Raw genomic sequence first — 25,539 nt, 5'->3', positions numbered from 1 at the left:
CGACACGAGGGGAGACACTCATGAGCCACGATGCCGGCCAGGACGCCGAGGCCGGGGCCGATCAGGACATCGACGGCTTCTTCTCGACCGCGCGGGTCGCCGCGCGGCGCGAAGCGGTCGAGCTGCCGACCGACGGCTACACCCACTTCCTCCTCGACCTCGACGACGCGAAACTCGCCGACGTCCGTGGCATGACCTACGAGGAGTTCTCCCGAGACCGCCACCGGGCGCCCTTCCTCCAGGAGCTCCTCGGCTCCTGGAGGGCGCTGTACGACGAGCCGCTCACCGGCGTCACGTCCGACGGCACGGTACGCCCGGGCCTGTACGACCTGCCGGAGCACCCGAGCGTCGACCCCGCCCCGCACCAGGCGGCGGAGCGGCTGCTGGCCACCCTCGCCGAGGACGAGCGGCAGTCGCTCCGCCACCAGCTCACGGCCCGTGAGTGGCGCGCCTGGAGCAACCCGGAGTTCGTCGTCCACCGGGTGGGCCTGCGCCTGGAGGACCTCGCCGACGAGAAGGTGGCGGCGATCCTCGCGGTGGTGCGGGCCTCGCTGAGCCCCGAGGGCTACCGGCTGGTGACCGGCGCGATGACGCTGAACGCCGTCCTCGGTGAGCTGGTGGACCTGCCGACGGTGATGAACGACCGCAGCTACTGGTTCTCGCTCTTCGGGACGCCGGACCCGCTGGCCCCCTGGGGCTGGCAGCTCTTCGGGCACCACGTGGCCGTCAACTTCGTCTCCGTCGGCGGCCGGCACGTCATCGCGCCGGTCTTCCTCGGGGGTGAACCCGCCCTGACGGAGCAGCACCCGCCGCTGTTCGCGGCGCGCGAGGCCGCCGCACTCGAACTCGTCGGCTCGCTCGACGCCGAACAGCGGGCGAGCGCGGTCGTGTACGAGTCCGTCCTCGACCCCGCGATGCCCGAGGGCCGGCTGCACCCGGCCGACGAGCGCCACGTCGCCGGCGCCTTCCGGGACAACCGGGTGATCCCCTACGAGGGCATCCGCGCCGGCGATCTCACCGATCGGCAGCGCACCGTGCTGCGCACGGTGGTCGCGGACTTCCTGGTCCTGCTCAAGGAGCCCCAGCGGGAGGCGGCGCTGGCCCTGTTCGACGCCCACCGGGACGACACCCGGTTCGCCTGGTACGGCGCCACCGACGGCTCCCAGCCCTTCTACCTGCGCGTCCAGAGCCCGGTGATCGTCGCCGAACTCGACCACCACGCGGGCGTGTGGCTGAACAACCGGCTACCGGCCCGCTTCCACGTGCACACCACCCTGCGCCACCCCAACGGCAACGACTACGGCCGTGCACTCATCGCCCGCTGGCACGAGCGGGCGCGGTGATCAGCGCTCGGCCGGTCGGACCGGGTCGCGCTGGAGCCCCGCCTCGTACCGGGTCACGGCGTCCACCGTGCGCAGCTCGTGCTGCCGGGCGGCGGTCTCGATGGCCTCGCCGTCGGCGGCGGACTCGATGAGCCGGATGAGGTCGTCGTGCTCGGTCAGCGAGGCCTCGGCCCGGCCCGGCGCGTACCAGAACGCCGACTTGCGGATCACCTCGAGCCTGGCCCACTCGTTGTGGACCATGCCGACGAGCCGGTCGTCGTCGGCGCGCGACGCGAGCAGTTCGTGGAACTCGCGGTTGAGACGGCCGAACCGGGCCGGGTCGAAGGCGGCGAGCGCCTCGCCCATCTGCCGGTTGAGCGAGCGCGCGGTGTCCAGGTCGTCCTCGGTCAGGTGAGGCGCCGACAGGGCGGTGGCGTAGCCACCGATGCGGGCCAGCAGGCTGAGCCCCTTCTGCCACGCGTCCGTGTCGAAGGTGCGGACCAGCGCGCCGACGTTCGGGACCATCTCGACCCAGCCCTCGGCCTCCAGCCGGCGCAGCGACTCGCGCCAGGGCACCGAGCTGATCTGGTACGTCCGGACCAGCTGATCGATGACCAGGCGGTGGCCGGGCCCGTACGTCCCGTCCATGATCCGCTCTTTGAGGATCTGGAAGGCCTGCTCGGCTTTGGTCTGCATGCGGCAAATTCTACTGAAAGGAGCACACGGTGATCGTCAGGAGGGCGCAAGCCCCCGAGATGCGGCGCCCGGGAAAGATCATCGCCGTCCACGCGAGCTACGCCTCGCGCGCGGCCGAGAGCGGCGACCGGCCCGCGCACCCCTCGTACTTCCTGAAGCCGCCCAGTTCGGTGGCGGCTTCCGGCGGCGAGGTGGAGCGCCCGGCCGGCACCGAGCAGCTGACCTGCGAGGGCGAGGTGGCCCTGGTCATCGGCACCACGGCCAGGCGGGTCGCTCGCGCGGACGCGTGGGGCCATGTCGGCTGGGTGTCCGCGGCCAACGACCTCGGCGTCGGGGAACTGCGGGCCCAGGACCACGGCTCCAACCTCCGGTCGAAGGGCGGTGACGGCTTCACACCGCTCGGCCCCCGGCTGATCGACGCCGGCGCGGTCGACCCGGCCGCCCTGCGCGTCCGGACCTGGGTCAACGGCGGGCTCGTCCAGGAGGACACCACCGCCGGCCTGCTGTTCCCGCTGGCGCAGATCGTCGCGGACCTCTCCCAGCACCTCACCCTCGAACCCGGCGACGTCATCCTCACCGGGACTCCGGCCGGCTCCCGGGTGCTGGCCCCCGGCGACGTCGTGGAGGTGGAGGTGGACGCCCCGACCGCCCCGACGGCGCCCGCCTCGGGGCGGCTGCGGACCACCGTGGTCGCCGGCCGGGCGCCCTTCGACGCCTCGCTCGGAGCGCTGCCGGCTCAGCCCGCCCGGCCCGGCGGGCTTAGCCCCGAGCTGCGCGAGAAGCTCCTGCGCACGCCGGTGGCCGGCCTGTCGGCGCAGCTGCGCAAGCGGGGGCTCGACCACGTGTCCATCGACGGCCTGCACCCGCTGACTCCCGGCAGCAGGATCGTCGGAACCGCCCGGACGCTCCGCTTCGTGCCCAACCGTGAGGACCTCTTCGCCGCGCACGGCGGCGGCCACAACGCCCAGAAGCGGACGTTCGACGCCGTGGCCGAGGGCGAGGTGCTGGTCATCGAGGCGCGGGGCGAGGCGGGAGCGGCGACGCTGGGCGACGTCCTGGCCCTGCGCGCGCACGCCCGCGGCGCCGCCGGCATCGTCACCGACGGCGGGGTGCGCGACGCCGACGCGGTCGCGGCCGTCGGCATCCCGGTCTTCTCCGTGGGGCGGCACCCCGCGGTCCTGGGCCGCAAGCACCTCCCGTGGGACCACGACCTGACCGTCGCCTGCGGCGGCGCCACCGTGCAGCCCGGCGACGTGATCGTCGCCGACTCGGACGGCGTGCTGGTCATCCCGCCGGCGCTCGCCGAGGAGGTCACCGACGCCGCCCTCGCCCAGGAGGACGAGGACGCCTGGGTCGCCGAACAGGTCAGGGCCGGCCACCCCGTGGACGGACTGTTCCCGATGAACGCCGACTGGCGGGCCCGGTACGCGCGGCGGGAGACCCGCACGTGAGCACGACCGCCGGGGAGAGCAAGTCGCAGGCGGCCTACCGGTGGATCCGCGAACGCATCGCCACCGGCGTCTTCACCCCGGGCTACCGCCTGGTGCTCAGCTCGCTGGCGAGCGAGCTGTCGATGAGCGTCGTACCGGTCCGCGAGGCCGTGCGCACGCTCACCGCCGAAGGCCTGGTGACCTTCGAACGGAACGTCGGCGCGCACGTGGCGCACGTGGACGGCGCCCAGTACCGCTTCACCATGCAGGCGATCAGCATGCTGGAGAGCGCGGCGACGGCCCTGGCCGCCCCCTTCCTGACGGCGGACGACATCGCCCGGGCGCGCCAGCTCAACGACGTCGTGCGCCGCGGCCTTCCCGACCTGGACCCGCGGGTCTTCCGGGAGATCAACCAGGCCCTGCACGGCACCCTGTACGCGAGGTGCCCCAACCCGCGGCTGCTCGACATCATCCGGGCCGAGTGGGTCCGGCTGGGGCACCTGCGTGGATCGGCCTCCGGCATCGCGCCGGGCCGCGCGGCCGAGGCGGTGCTGGAACACGAGGCGCTGATCGACCTCATCGAGCGCGGCGCGCTCCCCGAGGACATCGAACGGGCCGCCCGCCGGCACCGCGCCGCCTCCGTCACCGCCGACCTGGCCGTCCGTCACCCGGGCCTGAACCACTGTGACCTGTCCCTCCCCGAAGGAGCGTGAATGCTGCCGCCCCAGACCATCACCGCACTGGCCGCCGAGCTGTCCGAGGCCCACCGGCTGCGGTCGACGGTGCCCAGGATCACCGCCCGGCACCCGGAGGCGACGGTGGAGGACTCCTACGCCGTCCAGAGCGCCTGGCGCGACGAACAGCTCGCGGCGGGCCGCCGCCTGGTCGGCCGGAAGATCGGGCTGACCTCCAAGGCGATGCAGTCGGCCACCGGCATCACCGAGCCCGACTACGGCGTCATCTTCGACGACACCGTGTGGGACACCGGCGCGGTCATCGACTTCGCCGACTTCTCCAACGTGCGGATCGAGGTCGAGCTCGCGTTCCTGCTCGACGCCCCCCTGGAAGGTCCGCACTGCACGCTCGTCGACGTGCTCGACGCCACCAGGTGCGTACTGCCGGCGCTGGAGATCCTCAACTCCCACGTCGAACTGCCGGGACGCACGATCGTCGACACCATCGCCGACAACGCGGCCTACGGAGGACTGGTGCTCGGCGGCAACCCCGTCCGCCCGGACGCCGTCGACCTGCGGTGGGTCTCCGCCCTGCTCTACCGCAACGAGACCATCGAGGAGAGCGGCGTCGCCGCCGCGGTGCTCGACCACCCGGCGCGCGGGGTCGCCTGGCTCGCCAACAAGCTGCACCGGCACGGCGGGCGGCTCGAAGCCGGGGAACTCGTCCTCGCCGGCTCCTTCACCAGACCCATGTGGGTGTCGCAGGGCGACGTCGTCCTGTGCGACTACGGACCGATGGGAACCGTCTCATGCCGATTCCAGTGACCTCCACACTCCGTGACCGGCTGGCGTCGGCCACCCGGCCCCTGTCGGGAATGTGGGTGTGCAGCGGCAGCCCGCTGGTCGCCGAGATCTGCGCCGGCGGCGGGCTCGACTGGCTGCTCATCGACATGGAGCACACCCCCAACGGGCTGGAGTCGGTGCTCGCGCAACTGCAGGCGGTCGCGGCCTACCCCGTCGAGGCCGTCGTACGAGTCCCCGGCGACGACCCCGTGGTCGTCAAGCAGGTCCTGGATCTCGGCGCCCGCACGATCCTGGTGCCGATGGTGAACTCGGCGGCCCAGGCACGCGAGGTGGTCGCCGCCGCCCAGTACCCGCCGCTGGGGCGCCGGGGCGTCGGTTCGGCGCTCTCCCGGTCCGCCCGGTGGAACCGCATCGAGGACTACCTGACCGACGCGGCCGCCCACGTGTCCGTCCTGGTGCAGGTCGAGACCGCCGAGGCGGTGGCGGCCGCGGCCGACATCGCCTCGGTCGACGGCGTGGACGGCGTCTTCGTCGGCCCTGCCGACCTGGCCGCGTCGATGGGCCTGATCGGACAGCAGGCCCACCCCGAGGTGACGGCCGCGGTGCGGGCCGCGATCGCCGACGTCCTCGCCGCCGGTGTCCCCGTCGGCGTCAACGCCTTCGACCCGGTGGCCGCCGACGCCTACGTCGAGGCGGGCGCGTCCTTCGTCCTCGTCGGTGCCGACGTCACCGTCCTCGCCCGCGCGTCGGAGTCCTTCGCCGCACGCTTCACGGCCGACGGCCCGGCCCAGCCCCACAGAACCCACTGACAATCCGCCGTGAACGACGGGAGGAGAGCCCGATGGACCGCATGTCCCTCATGCAGAGTTTCGTCACTGTCGCGAGGATCGGCAGCTTCAGCGGCGCCGCGAAGGTGCTCAACTTCTCGGGCTCCCTCGTCTCACGTCACGTCGCGGAGCTGGAACGGGAGCTCGGCGTCCGGCTGGTCAACCGCACCGCACGCTCGATCAGCCTCACCGAACCCGGCATGCGGTACGCCGAGTTCGCCGGCCGCATCCTCAAGGAGATCGAAGCGGAGTACGCCAGCATCTCCCACCTCCACGACCGGGCGGAAGGCGTCCTCAGCGTCATCGCCCCCAAGTGGCTGGGAAGCCTCGACCTCGGTGACGCGATGGCCGCCTTCTCCATCGCCCACCCGCGGATCTCCGTGCGGTTCGAGCTCGGCGGACTGTCCGACCGGACGCACGACTTCCTCGACAGCGGGTTCGACGTCGCCCTGCACGCACGGGACCTGCCGGACTCCAGCGTCAGGTTGAAGAGGATCGCCTCCCTCCCCTTCGTGCTGTGCGCCTCCCCGGACTACATCGCGCGGCACGGGGCGCCGGCCCACCCGGACGACATCGCCGCCCACGGCTGCGTCGTCCACACCGACGAACCCCACTGGAGACTCGGCCGGGGCCGCGCTTCCACCCAGCTCAGGATCCGCAACGTCGTGTACTCCTCCAACTCCTACATCGCCCTGCAGAAGGCCGCGGTCTGCGGCCGCGGCATAGCGATGCTGCCGCAGATGGCCGTGAACCACGACCTGCTGACGGGGGGTCTGCGCCCGGTGCTCCCGCAGTCCGGTGTGCCCGAGCGGCCACTGAACGCGATCTACGGCCCCGGTGACGCCGTCCCCCGCAAGGTCAGCATCTTCCTCGAATTCCTCACCGCCTGGTTCGCCGAGACCGACGCCGAACGCTACGGGGCGGTCGGCTGAGGCCGCCGCCGCGCACCCCGCGGCGACCGACGGACCCCGGCGCACCCGTCCCGGCCGTACGAAGCCGCGGCCCCGGACGTCCCGCCCGTCGCCGGGGCCGCACCCCACCCACCGTCGCCGTCCACCCCGGCGGGCCCCACCGAGCCGCAGGCCCCGGCCCGTCTCCCCCGCGCACCCGAAGACCAGGAGTCGCCCCGATGTCCCTGTTCGAACCCACCCGGCAGGAACCCCCACCCGGACTCGACCTCCACGGCCACCCCTCGTACGAGCGCCTGCGCCGCACCGCGCGCCGCCTGCGTCGCCGGCTGCTGGCGGTCAACGGCGGCACGGGGCTCGCGGTGTTCCTGCTCGCCCACACGGCGCCCGACGGCATGGCGACGCCCCTGGTGAGCGGCTGCACGCTCGGGATGCTGCTCCTCGTCGTCCAGGCCGTCACGATGCTGGTCTCCGCCGTCTGGTACGACCGCGCCTGCGGTGCCCGCTGCGACCGGCACGTCGACGCCCTGGTCTCCGCCGCACACCCGTACGGCTCCGGGCAGGCACGGCCGTGAACGACCACTCCTCGCTCGCCGCCGGCGGCTCCGCTCTGATCACACCGCTGACCGGGTTCCTCGTCGTCATCAGCCTGTGCTTCATGCTCTGCCTGATCGCCGGCGTGGCCGGCGACAGGGTCTCCGACTTCTACACGGCCGAACGCTCGCTGCCCACGACGCGCAACGCCCTCGCCCTGTGCGGTGACCTCATTCCCGCGACCGCCCTGCTCAGCCCGATCGGCACGATCGCCGTGAGCGGCTACGACGGCATGGCGGCGGCCACCAGCGCGGGCGCGGCCATGGTCGTCCTCCTCGTCCTGGCGGAACCGCTGCGCAACACCGGCCGCTTCACCCTCGGGTCCGTCCTCGCCACCCGCACGACCGGCTCGGCGGCTCGGATCGCGGGTGCGGTGACGACGGTCGCGGTGTGCGTTCCCCTGACCGTCGTCCAGCTCACCGTCGCGGGCGAGGCCACCGCGTACGTCCTGGGATCCCGCACCCCGGGGACCGCCCTGGCCTGCACCGTGCTGAGCGGACTGCTGATCATCACCTTCTCGGCCTTCGGCGGCATGCGCGGGACGAGCACGATCCAGACCGGCAAGGCCCTGTTCGTCCTCGGCGTCGTCACCGCGGTGGCCGTGACCGCCGCCGCCGGACTGCACTGGAACCTCGACGCGCTGACGGCGCACGCCGCCGCCGGAGCGGGCGGACCCGGCCTCTTCCAAGCGCCGGGCCTGCGCTTCGGCAGCACCACGACGGGCACCCTCGACCAGTTCTCGCTCTGCCTGACCCTGTCGGTCGGCTCCGCCGTCCTGCCGCCCCTCCTCATGCGCATCGGCGCGTCCGTGAGCGGCCGCTCCGCACGGCGTGCCGCGCGCCGTGCGACCTTCCTGATCACCCTGTACTACGGCGCGATCGTGCTGCTCGGTCTGACGGCGGCCGCCGCCGTCGGTGCCCACGCGATCACCGCCGACGATCCCCAGGGCAACTCCGCCCTGCTGCTCCTCACCAACGCCCTCGCCCACGGGACCGGCGGCCGGATCCTGTTCACGGCGGTCGCCTGCGCCGTCTTCGTGACCTCCCTCGCCTCGGTGGCCGGGCTCACACTCGCCGGCGCCGCCGCACTCTCCCACGACGTCTACGCCGGGACGCTGCACCGCGGGAACACCACCGACAAGCGGGAACTCGCCGTCGCGCAGTGGGCCATCGTCGTCCTCGGAGTGGTCAGCGTGCTGGCGGCGGTCCTGCTGCGGGGATGGAGCGTCCTCTTCCTGGCGTCGTTCGCCACCGCGGCGGCCGCGTCGGTGATCCTGCCGGTCCTGGCGTACACGCTCTTCTGGCCCGGCTTCTCCCGGACGGGGATGCTGTGGACGCTCTACGGTTCACTGGCCTGCTGCCTGCTGCTGCAGGTCTTCGGCCCGACCGTCTCGGGGCAGCCGTACTCGCTCCTCCCCCACGCCGACTTCCACTGGTTCCCGCTGCGGAACATCGCCGTGGTGACGGTGCCCGTCGGATTCCTCCTCGGCTGGGCCGGCAGCCGCCTCCGGCCGGGCACGCCCGCCGAACGCGCCGCCGCCGGCCGGGCGGAGACCGTCATGCTCACCGGCGCCCGGTAGCCCGAACACGCCCGCTCGGCCCCCGGCCGCCGTCGCCCTGCCCCATCCGACCGGGGCAGGGCGGCACCGTTTCCGCACACCCCGCAGCCGCCGCCCGCCCATCCCGGAACACCCCGAACACCCGGACGAGGAACCGACCTTGAACAACCCTGCCGACGCCGACCGGACGCGGCCCCGCACCCGCGTCGAACGCAACGCCCTCATCGCCCACCACCCCGCGCCCGTCGTCGACCTCCACCTGCCGACCCCGGCCGGACCGCGGCTCCCCCTCGTCATCGACGTCTCCCAGTACGCACACCCGGCGGCGCCGGCCGACACCACCGGGCACTGGGCGCCGGCACTGGCCGCCCACGGTCTGGCCGTGGCCGCCATCCGCGAACCCGCCCCCGCACACCGCCACGACGCCCTGCAGACGGTCCGCGCCCTGGTGCGGCTGCTGCGCTCCGGCGGCAGCACGACCGGCCCGGCCACCGACCGGATCGGCCTCTTCGGCTGCGGCGACGGCGCCTACCTCGCCGCCCTCACCGCGTACGGGACCGTGGACCTCCGGTCCCGCGTCCAGGCCGTGGCCGGCATCGGCGGCGCCTGGGGCGCGGACCTGTCCCCCGAAGCGGCCCGCCGCCGCCCGCGCACCACTCCGCGCCGCCACCCCGACGCCGAAGTCCTGCACCAGGTCAGCGAGATCGCGCTGGCCACCGGCAACGACGTGCCGCTGCTGGTGGTCCACCAGCTGGACGACCCGAAGATCACCGCCGAGCACGGCATCCGCCTCGTGCAGGTGGTGAGCGCCGCCGGCGGGCGCGCCTCCGTCCTGCTCGCCGACACCTACGAGTTCCTCGGCCCCGACGACACCGCCGCCGCCGTGGCGGCCTTCTTCCACCACACGCTCGCCGACTCACCCGCACCGCTCCGGCACACCCACCGTTGACCGGGAAACCCCCGGTCGGACCAGCACGGTCCGACCGGGGGTTTCGTGCTGCCCTCGAAGGCCCGGATCCGGCGCCCGGGGCCCGGGGTTCCCCGTCCGGTCACGCCCGACCCGCTGCAGGACTGCCTCCGACAGGTCCGGGGCCGTAGTAGGTGCACCCGAGCCACCGGACGGCAGAGGCCGCCGCGCGTCCTGCTGGACGCGCGGCGGCTTCGGCGTACTACTGCTGGGCCCGGTTCTCGGAGCCGCGGCCGGCGGCCGGCCCCGAGCCGTCAGCCCTCGTCGGCCACGGCGACCGGTACCGCGGCCTGCGCCGGGACGGACGCGGCTGCCGCGTCCCCGGGGGTCCGCTGACGGACACCGATCAGGACGAGGCCGACTCCCGCGGCGACCAGCAGGCCGACGCCGCTGATCAGCGCGCACACGTGCAGGGCGTCGGTGAAGCTCGCGCCGTAGGCGGACATCGCCTGCCGGGTCGCCGCGGGGGTGTCGAGTCGCAGGAACGCGCCGGCCTGGATGCCCACGTGCGAGACCAGGCCCTCCACCTTGCCCTGGGCGGCGGGGTCCAGCCCGGAGGCGGCGAGGTGTCCGGGCAGCGCGCCCAGCGTACGGTCGGTGAGGACGGCGCCGAAGACGGCGGGGCCGAGTGCGCTGCCGATCTGGCGGAGCGCGCTGTTCGCCGCGCCCGCCGTACCGGCGAGGTCACGCGGGACGCTGTTCATCGCGATCGTGGTGATCGGGGCGATCGCCAGGGCTATCCCGACGCCGAGGACGGCGATCAGAGAAGCCGCGGTCAGCGTGTCGGTCGACGCGTGGAAGAGGCAGACGCCCAACGCCCCGACGCCGCCGACGACGAGCCCCGTGATCAGGACCAGGCCGGGGCTGGTGCGGTTCATCAGGCGTCCGACGAAGGGGCCCACCAGCACGGTGATGCCGTTCAGGGCGAGCAGGCGCAGCCCGATGTCGAGGGTCGAGGCGTGGTGGACGAGCCCGAAGTACTCGCTCACCGCGAAGACGAGGCCGACCTGCGCGAAGAGGGTGGCCGCCATGATGAACGCGGCGCCGGAGAAGCCCCGGGAGCCGAACAGGCGCATGTCCAGCATCGGGGCGGGCGAACGCAGTTCCACCAGGACGAAGGCGAGGAATCCGGCGGCGGCCACGACGAACGCGACGAGGGCCTTCGGGGAGGTCCAGCCGACGCTGCCGCCCTCGATGACGCCGTACACCAGCCCGGTGATGGCGACGACGGCGAGGAGCTGCCCGGGGATGTCCAGGTGGCGGGTGCGCGAGGCCCCGGTCTCCTCCAACAGGAAGATACCGATGACGGCGACGATCGCACCGATGACCAGGGCGGGGAGGAAGATCCAGCGCCAGCTGAGGTGCTCGACGATCACACCGTTGATGACGGGGCCGAGCGTCAGCCCGAGGCCGAGCGAGGCGGTCCACAGGGCGATGGCGCGGGCACGTCGGCGGTGGTCCGGGCAGACGTGGTTGATCAGTGCCAGCGTCGCGGGCAGCAGCGCCGCGGCTCCGACGCCGGTGAGCGCCTGGCCGACGCAGACGAGGGCGACGTTCGGCGCCGCCAGGCACACCAGGGAGCCGAGGCAGAAGAGCGTCAGGCCCGCCGTGTAGACCTTCTTCCGCCCGTAGCGCTCGCCGAGAACGCCGCAGGTCAGGAGGAGGGCCGCGGTCGGCAGGATGAACGCGTCCGTCACCCACTGGAGTTCGACGGTGGAGGCGTCGAGGGCCCGCTGGATCACCGGCAGCGCAACCGAGACGCCGACGACCGGCAGGTAGGCGGCGAACACGCCGAGACAGGCCAACAGGATCGTCACGTCGGCCTTCCGGGAGACGCCCGGCGTGGGAGAAGGCTGCGACGAGGCAGAAGAAGCCTTTGCAGACATGGATACCTCTAACGATGGTGGCGGAATGAGATGTGCGACGGCCGCAGGACTGAGGGAAGGGCCTGACCACTGCGGCCTACGCAGGCCATCCGGGGTGGGGGCTCGGGCACCGTATACCGGTACGGCTCCGCTGAGATGACCTCGGGAACGCAAGATAAGTTGAACGATCCTGCAGGCAGTGGCGGTTTGCGGGCGGTTTCCCGACGACTACGATCGCTGTGTCACGACCGGTCACCGTGGTCACCGGTTCGGGCCCGCACGGGAACGCCGGCGAGTGTTCCCCCTCCGCGTGGAGCCCGAAGCACGCGGCGGTCCTCGTCGCCCCTGCGCCGGCTCCCACGGCGGGCGCCGCCCCGGTTCCCGCCCTCCCCCGATGCTCCGCGGACCCGGCCGCAGCCGGTACCCGCGGTACGGCCGTGCCCGCGATCACGGGTGTCCGACCGGTTCGGGACTGCTTTGCCGATCATCGACACGAGGAGAGCGCCCATGCCGGAGCGTCCGGCCCGCAGGCCCCGGAGGCCGCACACCGCAAACGTCGTCCGCACCGAGCGGCTGACCCCCCACATGCAGCGCGTGGTGCTCGGCGGTGACGGTCTCGCCGGGTTCACCGCGGGCACCCACACCGACCACTACGTGAAGGTGCTGTTCGGCGCCGACGGCGTCGGCTATCCCGAACCGTTCGACCTGGAGCGGATCCGCGAGGAGTTCCCCCGCGAGCAGTGGCCCGTGACACGGACGTACACCGTGCGCGCCTGGGACCCCGAACTGCACGAGCTCACGCTCGACTTCGTCGTCCACGGCGACGAGGGCCTCGCCGGGCCGTGGGCGGTGCGCGCCCGGCCGGGCGACACCGTCCGGTTCATGGGCCCCGGCGGCGGCTACCGGCCCGACACCACCGCCGACTGGCACCTGCTGGCCGGGGACGAGAGTGCCCTGCCCGCCATCGCCGCCGCGCTGGAGTCCCTGCCGGCCGACGCCGACGTCCGGGCCTTCGTCGAGGTCGACGGCCCCGAGGAGGAGCAGACGTTCGCATCCGCCGCGAAGGTCGTCTGGCTGCACCGCGGCGACCGCCCCGTCGGCGAACTGCTCGTCCGGGCCGTCCGTGAGCTGGACTTCCCCGAGGGGCGGGTGCACGCCTTCGTCCACGGCGAGGCCGGCTTCGTCAAGGACGTCCGCGCGCTCCTGCGGGTGGGCCTGGAGATCCCCCGCGACGACCTCTCCGTCTCCGGCTACTGGCGGCTCGGGCACGACGAGGACGGCTGGCAGTCCTCCAAGCGCGAGTGGAACGCCCGGGTCGAGGCTGAGCAGGAGGGCTCCACCGCCTGAGCACGGGCGCCCCGAACCACCTGCCGCACCCTCACCACTCGCCGGTCCCGCGCCCGCCGGGCACGGGACCGGCGAGCGGTACACCGCATCCCGAGCACCGGCGGCCGGTCAGGGCCGGGCGCCCGGGCTGCCCTCGGTGGCCGAGCTCCCCGTCCGGTCCGGCGTCCAGGCGCCGACCCCGAGCCGGCCCGTGGTGCCCAGGTCGAGCTCCGGGATCACCGTCACCGGGTCGGCACCCGGCTGCGCCCGTACCCGCAGGTACGGTGCGTTCACCGGGTCGGCCGTTCCGGCCTCCACGGTGTTGCGCCAGACCAACCCGGCGTAGGCGCGCTCGCCGGGCCGCAGGGTGACCGGCCGGGGCGGTTCGTCGACGCCGGTGCCGGTCGCGATGGCGCTGCCGCCGTGCAGGATCTGCACGGCGCCGACCGGCCTGTGCTCCTCGTCGATGACCTGGAGGTCCGGATAGCCGTTGAGTTGGACGGTGCCCGCCCCACAGTTCTCCAGGTGGAGGCCGAGTACCCGCAGCCCCATGGCGGCATCGCCCTCGTCGGCGTACACCCGCGTCCCGGACGGCGGGCAGGCGCCGGCGGCGGCCGACGCCTCCAGGCTCGGAACGCTGCGCACCTTGGTGATCCGCACCCGCTCGCCGCCGGCGGGGGCGGACGCACGAGCACCGGTGGGGGCGGCGCCGGCCGTGCCCTGGCCGACCGTGCCCTGGCCGACCGTGCCCTGGCCGGGGACGACGGACGTCGGTGCACTCGCCGCGACGGTGCCCGCCACCGTCCGGCCGGGCGCGACGTCCGGCACCGTCCGCCTGCTGACCGACATCGCCTTTCCGGACCGCGACAGGTGCGTGAACGTGACCGTGTAGGTGAAGGGTTCGCTCCCCCGGTTGGTGACCTCGAACTCGGTGCAGAGGGGGCCGGAGCCGGTGATCCTGACACCGTCCACCTCCCGCTCGGCCGGATCACCGGCTGGCGCGGAGGCCGTCCGGTCCAACGGCACGCCGCAGGAGGACGTGCCGCCCGACCGGGCGGGGGCGGCCTGCGACCCGGGGGCGGCCTGCGAGCCGCAGGCGGTGAGCGACAGGATCCCGGCGGCCAGGAGGGCTGGAGAGGCGGTACGGAAACGAAGCACCCGCCGAGCTGATCATGACTGGACGTCAGGGGCCGTGACGGCGGTCACACTTCCGGCAACAACCCTGTCACAGCGGTGGAAGGCGGCGGCCGATCCGATCTCCCGCGACCGGACCATCGCCCCGTCGGAGTCGGCTTGGGACGCGGTGGCTGCGCCCGGGCGGCTCGGCATGTCAGGAAGATTGACATGCCCGGCGCACCCTCACATCATGGGAGCGCTCCCAAGCTCCTCCGGCTCGGCTCCACCGGCCACGTTCCACCAGCCCGGCTCTGCTCGCCCGGTTCCACCCGTCGCCCCCGCCGCTGCACTCGTCGAACACGCCGTCGACGGTCGACGCGACGCCGTACGCCGCACAGTTCCCCGTACGCCGCACAGTTCCCCGTCCACCGTCCGGCTCCGCGGCATGGCCCCGGGCCGGGCGTCCTACCCGGGAGGAACTCCCCCATGCTGTTCCGCAGGAGACCAGACGGGCTCCGCCGCCCCCTCGCCATGACGGCCTCGGCCGCCCTGGCCGTGCTGGCCGCGGCGCTGCCGCTGTCCGCCCCCGCCGTCGCGGCCGACCCGGCCGCCACCGGCGACACCACGGTCACGGTCAACGCGAGCGCGGGCCTGGGCACCGTCAGCTCCACCGCGCTCGGCGCCAACACCGCCATCTGGGACTCGTCCATGAACGACCCCCAGGTGGTCTCCCTGTACCGGGCCGCCGGGATCGGCGCGCTGCGCTACCCGGGCGGCTCCTACTCCGACATCTACCACTGGGTCGACAACACCGCACCCGGCGGCTACGTCGCCCCGGGCACCGGCTTCGACGCCTTCATGGGGACGGTGCAGGCCACCGGTGCCCAGCCGATCCTGATCGCCAACTACGGCTCCGGCACGGCCCAGGAGGCGGCGGACTGGGTCCGGTACGCCAACGTCACCAAGGGCTACGGCGCGAAGTACTGGGAGATCGGCAACGAGATCTACGGCAACGGCGTCTACGGCAACGGCTGGGAGAACGACGTCCACGCCGACAAGACGCCGGACCAGTACGCCAGGGAGGTCAAGGCGTACGCCACGGCCATGAAGGCCGTCGACCCCACCGTCAAGGTCGGTGCGGTGCTCACCATGCCCGGCAACTGGCCGGACGGCATCGTGGCCGCCGGCGACACCGGCGACTGGAACCACACCGTACTCGCCGCCGTCGCCCACGACATCGACTTCGTCAGCGTCCACTGGTACCCCAACGCCAGCGACGCCGACCAGTCGCTGGCCGCCGTGCAGCAACTGCCCGGCGAGCTCCGCGAGGTGCGCAACCTGGTGAACCGGTACGCGGGGGCCGACTCCGCGAACATCGGCATCGCGATGACCGAGGTGAACTCCAACTCCGGCAGCGGCGCCTTCACCAGCCGCCCCAACGGCCTGTTCGCCGCGGAGGCCGTGATCACGGCGCTGGAGAACGGCGTCTTCACCGTGGACTGGTGGGACACCCACAACGGCGCGGGCGCCATCACCACCGTGGGCGGCGAGACCGACTACGGCGACATGGGCATGCTGTCGAACGGCAGTTGCACCGGCGGCGTCTGCGAGCCGGCGGTGAACACCCCGTTCGCGCCGTACCACGGGATCAAGGCACTGGGCGCCCTGAGCGACCCGGGCGACACCATGGTGGCCTCCGGCGCCTCCGGCCCCGAGGTCTCCTCGCACGCGGTGCTCCGGGCCAACGGCGACCTCAGCGTCCTGCTGCTGAACAGGAGTTCCACCGCCCCGCACACCGTGGACCTGCGGTACCAGGGCTTCACCGCCGGCTCCCCGGCCCCCTCCGTCCAGCGGTGGGCGCCCGGTGACGACGGCCTGGTCGACGCGACCGGCAGCGCCACCTCCTCCTCGGCGACCCTGGCCCCGTACTCCCTCACCGTGCTGACCCTGCACCCGAAGCCCGGCACCGGCTCGTCCGCCGCCACCGTCGGCGCGCCCGGCGCCCCGCGGACCACCTCGGTGGGCGCGGGCACCGTCGCCCTGAGCTGGCCGGCCGCCGCCGGCCCGGTGGACAAGTACGAGGTCTACGAGCAGCTCGGCACCGCCGTCCAGCTGCTCGGTACGTCCACCGGCACCTCCGCCACGCTCTACAACCTGCCGCCGGGCTCCCGGCACACGGTCAACGTGCTGGCGCGGGACCAGGCCGGGCGTCTCTCCCGGCCCTCCGTCCCGCTGACCTTCACCACCGGCACGCCGAACGACAGCACCTGCACCGTCTCGTACCAGGTGACCGCCGGCTGGGGCAACGGCTTCGTCGCCAACGTCGCGGTGAGCAACCTCGGCCCGGCGGACATCAACGGCTGGACGCTGGACTTCGACTGGCCGTCGACCGGGCAGTCCGTCAACTCGTGGTGGAACGCCACCATCGCGGGTGCGGGGCAGCACGTCCGGGTGACCAACGGCGAGTTCAACGCGAAACTCGCGCCGAACGGCGACAACTCCGTCGACTTCGGCTTCGTCGGCGGCAACAACGGCGCCAACCCCTCCCCGACGGTCTTCAGGCTGAACGGCACGGTCTGCCGGACCATCACCTGATGCGACACCGGCACCCGGGCGGGGCGCTCCGGATCCCCGCCGGCACCCGCCTCCTCGCCGACGTCCGCACCTGACACCGGCACCACGGGAAGCCGCGAGCCGTGCCCGCCGGCGCGGCTCGCGGCTTCGCGCCTCGGCGTGCCCTCCGGCCGCCGACCGGACCGCGTCAGGGGGTGACGATGCTGAAGTACGGGTCGAAGGTGTCCTGGACGGAGGCGAGGACGGCGAGCGCCCCGGTGTCGCCGGCGGTGGTGACGGCGTGCTCGGCGATGGTCCCGGCGGCCCGGGCGGGTTGCAGCAGCAGGGAGGCCAGGGCGGCCTTGGGCCCGGTGACGGTCAGGTGTGCGTCGTCGGCGCGGCCGGGGCGGGCGTTGAGGACCCCACCGCGCACCCACATCGTCCAGCGCTCCTGGGCGGGGTGGCCGGGGGTGGTGAAGACGAAGTTGATCCGCACGTCGACGTCCGCGGCCCTGGCGCCGTCGGTGTGGACGGCGGCGAAGTCGAACAGCAGGTCGACCGGCATCGCCAGGATCGTGTCGAGGTTGTCGGTGTGGACCACGCTCTTCGCCTGGATGCCGTCGCGCAGCTCCTGGGCCGCGGTCAGGAAGATGGCGCGGTACTGGGGCACCTCCTGCTGGTAGCCGAGCTGCTCGTAGGCGTCGGCCTGGAGGTTCTTCGCCTCGGTGTCGTCGGCGTCGGCGAAGACCAGGTGGTGCAGGACCTGGACGGCCCAGCGGTAGTCACCGGCCCCGATCGCGTCCCGGCCCTCCTGGAGGATCTTGTCGCGGCCGATCAGCGCGACGTGCCGCCTCGCATGGTCCTCGGGCAGCAGCGGCATGATGGTGGCGGGGTCGCCGTCCCAGAAGCCGAGCTCCTTGTGGAAGACGGCGCGGACGTTGTGGTGCAGGCCGCCGTGGTAGTAGCGGTTGAACCACTTGCGGCCGATCGCGTCCGGCAGCTCCACCACCTCCGCGGCCTCCAGCGGCGTGAGCCCCTGGTTGGCCAGCCGCAGCGACTGGTCGTGGATGAACTTGTAGAGGTCGCGCTGGGACTCCAGGAACGCCACGACGGTCCCGTTGCCCCAGACGGGCCAGGTGTGCGGGCCGTAGTGGACCTCGACGTCGCCGCCCCAGCGCACCACCGTCTCGTCGAGGTAGCGGGCGAAGTTGCGCGCGTCCCGGGTGCGGGCTCCCCGGATGGTCTGGATGTTGTGCATGGTGTGGTTGGCGTTCTCGGCGCAGGTGAGCGCCTTGATCGCCGGGATCCAGATGTGCATCTCCTCCGGCGCCTCGGTGTCGGGTGCGTAGAGGAACTCGAAGTCCCAGCCGCCGAGGGTGCGGACCTCACCCGTACGGGTGATCGGGTCGGTCGGGGGGATGTAGCTGAACTTGGTGCGGAAACCGTCGTCCTCGGAGCCGATGCCGCCGGTGACGACCCCGCAGTCGCAGTGCGGGAGCAGCAGGCCGAAGGTGTAGCCCATCCGGCGTGACATGGCGTTGCCGGTGATGACGTTCTCGCCGATGGCGTGCTTGTTGAACGACTCGATCGTGCCGGGCGCGATGATCGGGATCCGGCCGGAGGCGACGTCGGCCTCGTCCACGATGCCCTTGATGCCGCCGTAGTGGTCGAAGTGCGTGTGCGTGTAGATCGCGGCGACCACCGGCTTGTCGTTGCCGAGCTCGCGGCGGAACAGCTCCAGACCGGCCTTCGCCAGGCCGACGTCGGTGCCGAAGTCGATGACGACCAGGCCCTCGGGGGCGTCGACGATCGTGATGTTGGCGCTCAGCCGCACCTGGTAGAGGCCGTCGACGACCTTGTACAGGCCCTCGCGCCTGATCAGCTGGGACTGCCGCCACAGGCTCGGGTTCACCGAGTCCGGGGCCGGGGCGTCGTCCGCGACGTAGTCGAGCATCCGCCCGTCGCGCAACAGGACCCCGTCGTCGTACAGCTTCTCGGGAAAGGCCGCGATGAAGCCCCGGTCCACGTCGGCGAAGTCCCCGCGGTCCTCCATCGCGTACTGCGACAGGGCCGCCCGGTTGACCTCGGCGGTGAAACGGGACGCCTGCTTGGGCTCGACCACGCTGGTCTCCAGACGTCATGGCCCCCTGGCGTCCGGATTGCGCCAATCGGGCAATCCGGACACTAGTGGCCGCCCCGGGGGGCCGCCACTCCACGGGACACCGGCTCAGGACGGAGACGTCCACCGGCTCAGGACGGGCACATCCACCGACTCAGGACGGGCACGTCGGAGCGCACCGCCGGGAGGCCGCGGAGCTCGTCGAGCGCCGACGAGGACGCCCGGGCTGATCGACCGCTCCCCGCAGGCCGGCGAGGCGTCGATCGGCGCGGCGCCCAACCCCGGTGAGGCCGTGGGCGCTTCGGGACGGCCGGGCGCTCCGCCCATTGCCGGCGAACATGTTCGATACTACGGTCCGCAGTGATCACCCGGCGCAGCCCGGCGCGAGCGGTTCACGACCAGGGAGAGCACGTGCACGCCCCCTCACCAGGCATCATCCGCAATCCGGTCCTGGCCGGCTCGCACCCCGATCCGTCCGTCCTGCGGGTCGGGCCGGACTTCTACCTCGCGACGTCGACGTTCGAGTGGTACCCGGGAGTGCGCCTGCACCACTCCACGGACCTGGAGCACTGGCGGCCCGTCCCCGGGGCCCTCGACAGTGCTCGGCTGCTGGACCTGACGGGCTGTCCGGACTCGGGCGGTGTCTGGGCGCCGAACCTCACCCATGCGGACGGGCTGTTCCATCTCGTGTACAGCAACGTGTCCACCTACACGGGAGGGTTCACCGACAGTCCCAACCACCTGGTCACCGCGCGCTCGATCGACGGCCCCTGGTCGGACCCGCTCCCGCTGCACGCCAGGGGGTTCGACGCCTCCCTGTTCCACGACGGCGCGGACAGCTGGCTGCTGAACCTGGTCCACGACTGGCGCCCCGGGCACAGCGGTTCGGCGGGCCTGGAGCTACGGCGGTACGACCGCGCGGCGCGCCGGCTGATCGGGGCCCCGATCAGGGTCGCGCTGCCGCCGCAGGCCGGCTGGATCGAAGGCCCCAATCTCTACCGCCGGGGCCCCTGGTACTACCTGCTCACCGCGGACGGCGGCACGGGCTACGACCACCAGGTCACGGTCGCCCGCTCGCGCAGCCTGGCGGGCCCCTACGAACGCGACCCGCACGGCCCACTCGTGACCGCGCGCGACCACCCCGACCTTCCGTTGCAGAAGGCGGGCCACGGCAGCCTGGTGGAGACCGCGGACGGCCTGTGGTACCTGGCCTACCTGGTCGCCCGGCCCCACGGCCGACGAGGACCGTGCGTGCTGGGCCGCGAGACGGCGCTGGCAGCAGTCACCTGGACCGCCGACGACTGGCCGCGCATCGCGACGGGCCTGCCCGCTCTGGAGATCCCCGCTCCCGGCCCGCCGGCCGGCCGTGAGGGCACCCCCTCCCCGACCGGCGCCTCCTCCCCGACCGACGATTCCTCCCCGACCGACGCAGCGGGCACGACCGAGGTCGACGGATTCGACCGGCCGGCCCTGGGCCCCCAGTGGTCGACGCTGCGCCGGCCCGCGACAACCGACTGGCTCACCCTGACCGAGCGTCCGTCCCACCTGCGCCTGCGGGGCGGCCGGTCACCGCAGAGCCTGGTCGGCCCCAGCCTGCTGGCCCGCCGGGTGACCCAGCCGCACTGCTCGTTGGAGGCGGTGATGGAGTACCGGCCCCTCGCGTTCCAGCACCTGGCGGGGATCACCGCGTACTACAACACCCGTAACTGGTACTACCTGTACATGACCGCGGACGACCACGGACGGGCCGTCCTGCGCACCGCGCACTGCGACCGGGGGCGGCTGCACGTCGACGAAGCCGGCCAGCAGGCGCTCGACGACGTCACCCGACTCCGGCTCGGAGTCGACGTCGACGGGGCCGAACTGCGCTTCCGGTACGACGCCGGCGACGGCTGGCGAGACTTCGGCGACCGCCTCGACGCGACGGTCCTGTCCGACGAGCACGCCGAACACATCGAGGACGGCCGGATCCGCTCCCTCGGGTTCACCGGCGCGTTCGTCGGCCTGTGGGCCTGGGACCTCACCGGGGAAGGCCTGCACGCGGACTTCGACGAGGCGACGTACCGCGCCGAGCGGTAGGGCGCGGATGCGCGTCGGCACCCGCCCTCCGTCGACCGTGTGGACTGCTCGACGGTCGGGACGGGTCGGTGCCGGCCTGCTGCCCGGGCGGCGGGAAACGGGGACCGGAGCGGAGCGGCGGCCACCGCTCCGGTCCCCTCCTGCCTTCGGTCGTTCGCCCTCGGTCCTTCGCCCTCAGTCGTTCCGCGTGATGCCGCCGCGCAGCAGTTCCAACAGCGCCGTCGCCGACCAGGTGAAGTTGGTGGTGTTCTGCCCGGCTCCGGTCAGCGGGTTGTAGTTCTCCCGGATGGGGGCGTCGCCGAGCAGCCCCTCGGCGTGCAGCAGCCCGGCCTCGGTCAGCGCGGCGGCGTCCTGGTGGTACCCGTAGGCGTGCAACCCGCTGACGGCGAAGAGGAACTGGTCGAGCCAGACCGGGCCGCGCCAGTACGCCGGGCCGGTCGGGTCGAAGTCCGGGCTCTGCCGCGACACGGTGGGCAGCGGCAGGGGCGTGGCGAACTGTGCCGGGTCGGTGAGCGAGGCACGGACCGCCGCCGCCTGCCGGGCGGAGGCGAGACCGGTCCACAGCGGGATCGCCCCCTCGATGCCCTTGCCCGCGGAGGTGACCAGGCGCCCGTCACTGCCGAGGTCGTAGAACCAGCCCGTCCCCGGGTCGTACATCCGGGTGCGGACGTCGTCACGCAGACGGTCCGCGTCCCTGTCGAAGTCCTCGGCCGCCTTCGGCCGACCGAGGGCACCGGAGATCCGGGCGAGGGCGCGCTTCTCCGCGTACAGATAGGAGTTGAGGTCCACGGACGCCTGGGCGAGGCTGTAGCCGATGGGCCTGCCGTGCGCGTCGGTGGTGGTGACCACACCGGCGTCGTCGAACCGCGGCGCGTTGTCCATGCCGCTCTCCCAGCTCGCCGCGGCCCTGCGCTCCTCGGTGCTGTCGTTGGCCGGGTCGAGGGTGGACCCGTACTCGGCGAGCCCGTCGTGGTCGTGGTCGCGGTTGCGGTACCACCAGTCGTGGTGGGCCAGCAGCTTGGGGTACATGCGGCGCAGGAAGGCGAGGTCCGCGCCGCGCTCGTACACCCGCCAGCTGGCCCAGGATGCCAGCGGGGGCTTGGAGTTGCGCTCGTTCCACAGCTTTCCGCCGTGCTCGGGATCGTTGTAGAACACCACGTCGGGAATCATTCCGGCGTCCCAGGGGCGGTCCGCGTCGGCGGAGGTGATCTGGTGGTCGAAGACGGACTCGACCGTGGATTCGGCCAGTCGGGGATCGAACAGGGCTACGGTGACGGCCGTCTTCCAGGCGTCCCAGGCCCACAGTCCGGTGGCGAAGGTGCCGGCGGTGATGGCGCCGGTGACGCCGTCGGACTTCAGCGCGCCCGCCGGGCTGCGCCAGTTGCTGACGACGGTCTGCAGGGCCTTGGCCCCGGCCCTGCGGCGCTCGGGGGCGACACCGTCCAGGGCCCGGCGCAGGTAGGTGTGCCAGCGTTCGTCGCCGCGATCCACGACGCGCTCGGGCCGGGCCAGCACCTCCCGTGCGTCCCGTCGCGCTGCGACGGCCTCGGCATCCGTGAACGTGTAGCTCTCCGTCCAGGCGTACCGCGTCTCCTGGCCGGGCGGCAGCGTCACGGCGCGGCGGGCGGTCGAGCGGTAGCCGTCGCCCTCCACCACGGTGTCCACGGGGGTGGACCGAACGGCCTCGAACCGGGTCTGCGTCGTGGTCAGGTAGTCCTTCGGGAGCCGGACCTCGGCGAAGGTGACCGCGACGCCGGTGGGGGTCGCGGTGAGCGTGGGCGCGCTGCGGACGGGTTCGGCGTCGTGGCGCAGCAGTTCACCGGTCCACCCGGCGCGGAGGACGCGTGGACGGCTGCCCTCGTTGCGCACCGCCGCTCGGATCAGCACCGTCCGGTTCGATGCGTACCGCAGGTCGAGCGTGACGCGGAGTCCGTCCACCGTGAAGGCCTGCGTCAGGACGCCCGGTGCGCTGTGCAGTTCGGGTGCGGGATCGCGGGCGAGGTCCACCCTCCGCCCGGTCGGCTCGTCGGTCAGGGTGAAGACGCTGAACGCCCGGCTGAGGTACCAGGGGAACTCCTCGGCGAGGTACAACGGGCCGCTGAAACCGCCGAGTTGGGCGGTGTCGGTGGGGCCGGGTACTCCGTAGGCGTGCCAGGCGCCGAGGTCGCAGAAGAGGTTCAGGGCGTGGGGGTACGCGTCGCTGGGCACGCCGTGCAGGTCCAGGAGGTCCTGGAGCCCGGAGCGGAAGTCCGTTGCGGGCCCCGGGCCCGCCTTCGGTGGCGGGGGCCCGTCCGCCGCCCGGGCGGGTGTCGCCCCGAACACGGCGGCTCCCACGGGCAGGAGGGCGAGGGCGTGGAAGGTTCGGCGGGTCAGGTCTGGCACGGCTCGGGCTCCTGGGGTCGATGGCGCGGCCTCGGGTGTCGGCGGCGGCGCGGCAGTGGTCGCGACGGCCGGGTCCGTTCGTGCGGGCGTCGGGAGGTGGTGCGCGCACGGTGGCGGGATCGTCCGTCGTCCGCGTCCCGCCCTGGTGGCTCCGGCCCGGACGCCGTCGCGTTCGAGCCGAGTATTGCCCTCGCCGTCCGGCGTCGACGCGGGTTCGTCGGCGGGACGTCACGATCGTCCATGCACCGGTCATGGAGCGTCATGAGCACGCCACCCGGCCGGGCCGGCAGTGGCGCCGGCCGCGGGTCCCGCGACCGGACTGGTCCCCGGCACTCGCCGACGGGTCTAGACTTGACGCGGTTGTGAAGGCACCTCGTTCGGTGAGGCGTCGCCACGGACACAGGCCACTGACCCCACGACGTCGAGAGACGCCCAGGTTCAGGACAGGTCTCCCCGGCCTAAGGGGTGACCCCAAGTGGCTGCACCCCTTCGGGTGCTACGCCGTGGCGTGCCAAAGCTCTGACGAGTTCAGGGGTGCCCACCCGCTTCGCGGGCACGTGCGTCCGCGCCCGTGCCACCGGCGGGTGGATCCTCCTGATGACCCGGTTCCGGCGACCCACGACGTGGGCGCCCCGGCGGCGAGGAGGTGAGAGCTGTGGAGTGCAGTAGTCCGGGCCGAACTAGGCCCCGCCCCGGGATGTCCCCCTCTTCCCCCGGCACCCGGCTCCCCTTCCTCCACACCGCTCCCGCACCTCGTCGCACGGCCCACCGCTGACCGCACCGGGCCCGCGTCGAGCCGGTGGTGCGCGAGGAGGGCACGGCCGGGCGCCCCGCCGTTCCGCCCGAGGTCCCCGCGCAGGCGCGGGTGGGCCCGGGTGCTGCGGCGGGCACCGACCCTGGAGGTTCCTGCCATGTCCGACTGGCGTGCGCGCGCGACCCGCGCGAGCAAGCGACCGTTCACCCGCCCCACCGGAGCCGGCGGCACCGGCACGGCCCTGCCCGCACCCGAGCACTCGATGGACCCCAGGCCCGACCCCGCCGAGGACGGCGTCTCCCTGGAGGGTTCCGTGGTGGACGCAGCCGTCTACCGCGACGGGCACCGGATAGAGGCACCCGCCAGCCTGGCCGAGATCTACCGGCAGCTGCCCGGAAAGCCCGGCACCATGGCCTGGATCGGCCTGTTCCGCCCCGCCGAGACCCAGCTGATCGAGGCCGCCGAACGGTTCGACCTCCACGAGCTCGCCGTCGAGGACGCCATCGTCGCCCACCAGCGCCCCAAGCTGGAGCGCTACGGCGACACCCTCTTCGTCGTGCTGCGCGCCGCCCGCTACCTGGACGACGTCGAGGAGGTGGACTTCGGCGAGATCCACCTCTTCGTCGGCCCGGACTTCGTCCTGACGGTCCGCCACTCGCAGGCCCCCGACCTCTCCGCCGTCCGCACCCGGCTCGAAGCCGACCCCGCCCTGCTCGCCCTGGGCCCCGAAGCCGTGCTGTACGCGGTGCTGGACGCCGTGGTCGACGGCTATGCACCCGTGATCGCGGGCCTGCAGCACGACATCGACGAGATCGAGACCGAGGTGTTCGGCGGCGCCCCCGGGGTGTCCCGGCGCATCTACGAACTGTCCCGCGAGGTCATCGAGTTCCAGCGGGCCACCCGCCCGCTGCTGGACATCATGGCCAGCCTGGAGGCCGGCTTCGTCAAGTACGGCACCGACGAGGAACTCCAGCGCTACCTGCGCGACGTCGCCGACCACGCCACCTACGCCGCCGAACGCGTCGACGGCTTCCGCCAGATGCTCCAGAACATCCTGACCGTCAACGCCACCCTCGTCTCGCAGGCCCAGAACGAGGAGATGAAGCAGCTCGCCGAGGCCGGCCACGTCCAGAACGACGAGATCAAGAAGATCTCCTCCTGGGCCGCCATCCTCTTCGCGCCCACCCTCATCGGCACCGTGTACGGCATGAACTTCGAGACCATGCCCGAACTGCGGTGGGCCTTCGGCTACCCGTTCGCCATCGCGCTGATGGGCGTGGTCTGCGTCGGCCTCTACTTCATCTTCAAGCGCCGCAACTGGCTCTGAACCCACCCGAGAGGGGACACCCCATGCGCCGTCACGCCCCGGCGATCGCCATCTGGGCCACGCTGGTCTGGATCGCCGTCGTCGTCCTGTGGATCTCCGGACAGCAGCACCCCTGAGTCACGGTCGGGGGGGGGCCCCCCCCCCCCCGGGGGGGGGGGGGCCGGGGGGGGGGGGCCCCCGGGGGGGGGGGGGGGGGGCGGGGGCGCGGGGCGCGCGGCCGCGGGGGGGGGCGCCCCCG

At 73.1% G+C, this 25,539-nt stretch carries 18 protein-coding genes and 1 riboswitch; of the genes, 13 read left to right on the top strand and 5 right to left on the bottom strand.

Annotated elements, in window-relative coordinates; genetic code table 11:
• Positions 1–20 precede the first annotated feature (20 nt).
• Entirely contained in the window at positions 21–1,343 is a 1,323-nt protein-coding gene (locus tag ACFTWP_RS31745) for a DUF3500 domain-containing protein (RefSeq protein WP_380268414.1), read from the top strand.
• Here ACFTWP_RS31745 and ACFTWP_RS31740 read toward each other — a convergent pair whose 3' ends face one another.
• Positions 1,344–2,018, bottom strand: a complete 675-nt coding sequence (locus ACFTWP_RS31740) for a GntR family transcriptional regulator (RefSeq protein ID WP_380268413.1) — start codon at positions 2,016–2,018, stop codon at positions 1,344–1,346.
• A 29-nt stretch (positions 2,019–2,047) separates the two neighbouring features.
• Between ACFTWP_RS31740 and ACFTWP_RS31735 the strand changes: the two genes are divergently transcribed.
• The 8 genes from ACFTWP_RS31735 (at position 2,048) to ACFTWP_RS31700 (ending at position 9,762) form a co-directional block, all read left to right on the top strand.
• Positions 2,048–3,469, top strand: coding sequence for a fumarylacetoacetate hydrolase family protein (locus ACFTWP_RS31735; protein ID WP_380268412.1), 1,422 nt, complete (start codon positions 2,048–2,050; stop codon positions 3,467–3,469).
• Entirely contained in the window at positions 3,466–4,161 is a 696-nt protein-coding gene (locus ACFTWP_RS31730; RefSeq protein ID WP_380268411.1) for a GntR family transcriptional regulator, read from the top strand. Before ACFTWP_RS31735 ends, ACFTWP_RS31730 begins: the two co-directional genes overlap by 4 nt.
• A complete protein-coding gene (locus ACFTWP_RS31725; protein WP_380268410.1) occupies positions 4,162–4,947 on the top strand; it encodes a 2-oxo-hepta-3-ene-1,7-dioate hydratase in 786 nt (261 codons plus the stop codon).
• A complete protein-coding gene (locus tag ACFTWP_RS31720) occupies positions 4,944–5,735 on the top strand; it encodes an HpcH/HpaI aldolase/citrate lyase family protein (protein WP_380268409.1) in 792 nt (263 codons plus the stop codon). The genes ACFTWP_RS31725 and ACFTWP_RS31720 overlap by 4 nt, the downstream gene beginning before the upstream one ends.
• 32 nt (positions 5,736–5,767) lie before the next feature.
• Positions 5,768–6,685: a LysR family transcriptional regulator gene (locus ACFTWP_RS31715; protein ID WP_380268408.1), complete on the top strand. Its 918-nt coding sequence runs from the start codon at positions 5,768–5,770 to the stop codon at positions 6,683–6,685.
• A 197-nt stretch (positions 6,686–6,882) separates the two neighbouring features.
• Positions 6,883–7,236, top strand: coding sequence for a DUF485 domain-containing protein (locus ACFTWP_RS31710; RefSeq protein WP_380268406.1), 354 nt, complete (start codon positions 6,883–6,885; stop codon positions 7,234–7,236).
• On the top strand, positions 7,233–8,834 hold the full coding sequence (locus tag ACFTWP_RS31705; RefSeq protein ID WP_380268405.1) for a cation acetate symporter: 1,602 nt from the start codon (positions 7,233–7,235) through the stop codon (positions 8,832–8,834). The genes ACFTWP_RS31710 and ACFTWP_RS31705 overlap by 4 nt, the downstream gene beginning before the upstream one ends.
• A gap of 139 nt (positions 8,835–8,973) precedes the next feature.
• Positions 8,974–9,762, top strand: a complete 789-nt coding sequence (locus ACFTWP_RS31700) for an alpha/beta hydrolase family protein (protein ID WP_380268404.1) — start codon at positions 8,974–8,976, stop codon at positions 9,760–9,762.
• A 272-nt stretch (positions 9,763–10,034) separates the two neighbouring features.
• Here ACFTWP_RS31700 and ACFTWP_RS31695 read toward each other — a convergent pair whose 3' ends face one another.
• Positions 10,035–11,666 carry a DHA2 family efflux MFS transporter permease subunit gene (locus ACFTWP_RS31695; RefSeq protein ID WP_380268402.1) on the bottom strand — a complete coding sequence of 544 codons (1,632 nt, stop codon included), beginning with the start codon at positions 11,664–11,666 and terminating at the stop codon, positions 10,035–10,037.
• 486 nt (positions 11,667–12,152) lie between these two features.
• On the opposite strand from ACFTWP_RS31695, the gene ACFTWP_RS31690 reads away from it, so the two are divergent.
• Positions 12,153–12,992 (top strand): siderophore-interacting protein, encoded by an 840-nt coding sequence (locus tag ACFTWP_RS31690; protein ID WP_380268401.1) that lies wholly within the window; start codon positions 12,153–12,155, stop codon positions 12,990–12,992.
• A gap of 108 nt (positions 12,993–13,100) precedes the next feature.
• On the opposite strand, the gene ACFTWP_RS31685 is transcribed toward ACFTWP_RS31690, so the two are convergent.
• Complete coding sequence (locus tag ACFTWP_RS31685; RefSeq protein ID WP_380268400.1) at positions 13,101–14,129, bottom strand: DUF4232 domain-containing protein; 1,029 nt, start codon at positions 14,127–14,129, stop codon at positions 13,101–13,103.
• 444 nt (positions 14,130–14,573) lie between these two features.
• Here ACFTWP_RS31685 and ACFTWP_RS31680 point away from each other — a divergent pair, with 444 nt between their 5' ends.
• Complete coding sequence (locus ACFTWP_RS31680; RefSeq protein WP_380268399.1) at positions 14,574–16,682, top strand: cellulose binding domain-containing protein; 2,109 nt, start codon at positions 14,574–14,576, stop codon at positions 16,680–16,682.
• A gap of 166 nt (positions 16,683–16,848) precedes the next feature.
• On the opposite strand, the gene ACFTWP_RS31675 is transcribed toward ACFTWP_RS31680, so the two are convergent.
• On the bottom strand, positions 16,849–18,762 hold the full coding sequence (locus tag ACFTWP_RS31675) for an alkyl/aryl-sulfatase (protein WP_380268398.1): 1,914 nt from the start codon (positions 18,760–18,762) through the stop codon (positions 16,849–16,851).
• A gap of 408 nt (positions 18,763–19,170) precedes the next feature.
• On the opposite strand from ACFTWP_RS31675, the gene ACFTWP_RS31670 reads away from it, so the two are divergent.
• Positions 19,171–20,838 carry a family 43 glycosylhydrolase gene (locus tag ACFTWP_RS31670; protein ID WP_380268397.1) on the top strand — a complete coding sequence of 556 codons (1,668 nt, stop codon included), beginning with the start codon at positions 19,171–19,173 and terminating at the stop codon, positions 20,836–20,838.
• A gap of 174 nt (positions 20,839–21,012) precedes the next feature.
• Here ACFTWP_RS31670 and ACFTWP_RS31665 read toward each other — a convergent pair whose 3' ends face one another.
• Positions 21,013–23,220 carry a trehalase family glycosidase gene (locus tag ACFTWP_RS31665; protein WP_380268396.1) on the bottom strand — a complete coding sequence of 736 codons (2,208 nt, stop codon included), beginning with the start codon at positions 23,218–23,220 and terminating at the stop codon, positions 21,013–21,015.
• A 365-nt stretch (positions 23,221–23,585) separates the two neighbouring features.
• Positions 23,586–23,761, top strand: a riboswitch (M-box (ykoK) riboswitch).
• A gap of 370 nt (positions 23,762–24,131) precedes the next feature.
• Here ACFTWP_RS31665 and ACFTWP_RS31660 point away from each other — a divergent pair.
• Complete coding sequence (locus ACFTWP_RS31660) at positions 24,132–25,301, top strand: magnesium and cobalt transport protein CorA (protein ID WP_380268395.1); 1,170 nt, start codon at positions 24,132–24,134, stop codon at positions 25,299–25,301.
• Positions 25,302–25,539: the final 238 nt, after the last annotated feature.

It is taken from the genome of Kitasatospora sp. NPDC057015, from assembly GCF_042673745.1.
GTDB lineage: Bacteria > Actinomycetota > Actinomycetes > Streptomycetales > Streptomycetaceae > Kitasatospora.
The sequence above is the reverse complement of the archived record's forward strand: the minus strand, read 5'-3'. Positions and strand labels throughout refer to the sequence as shown.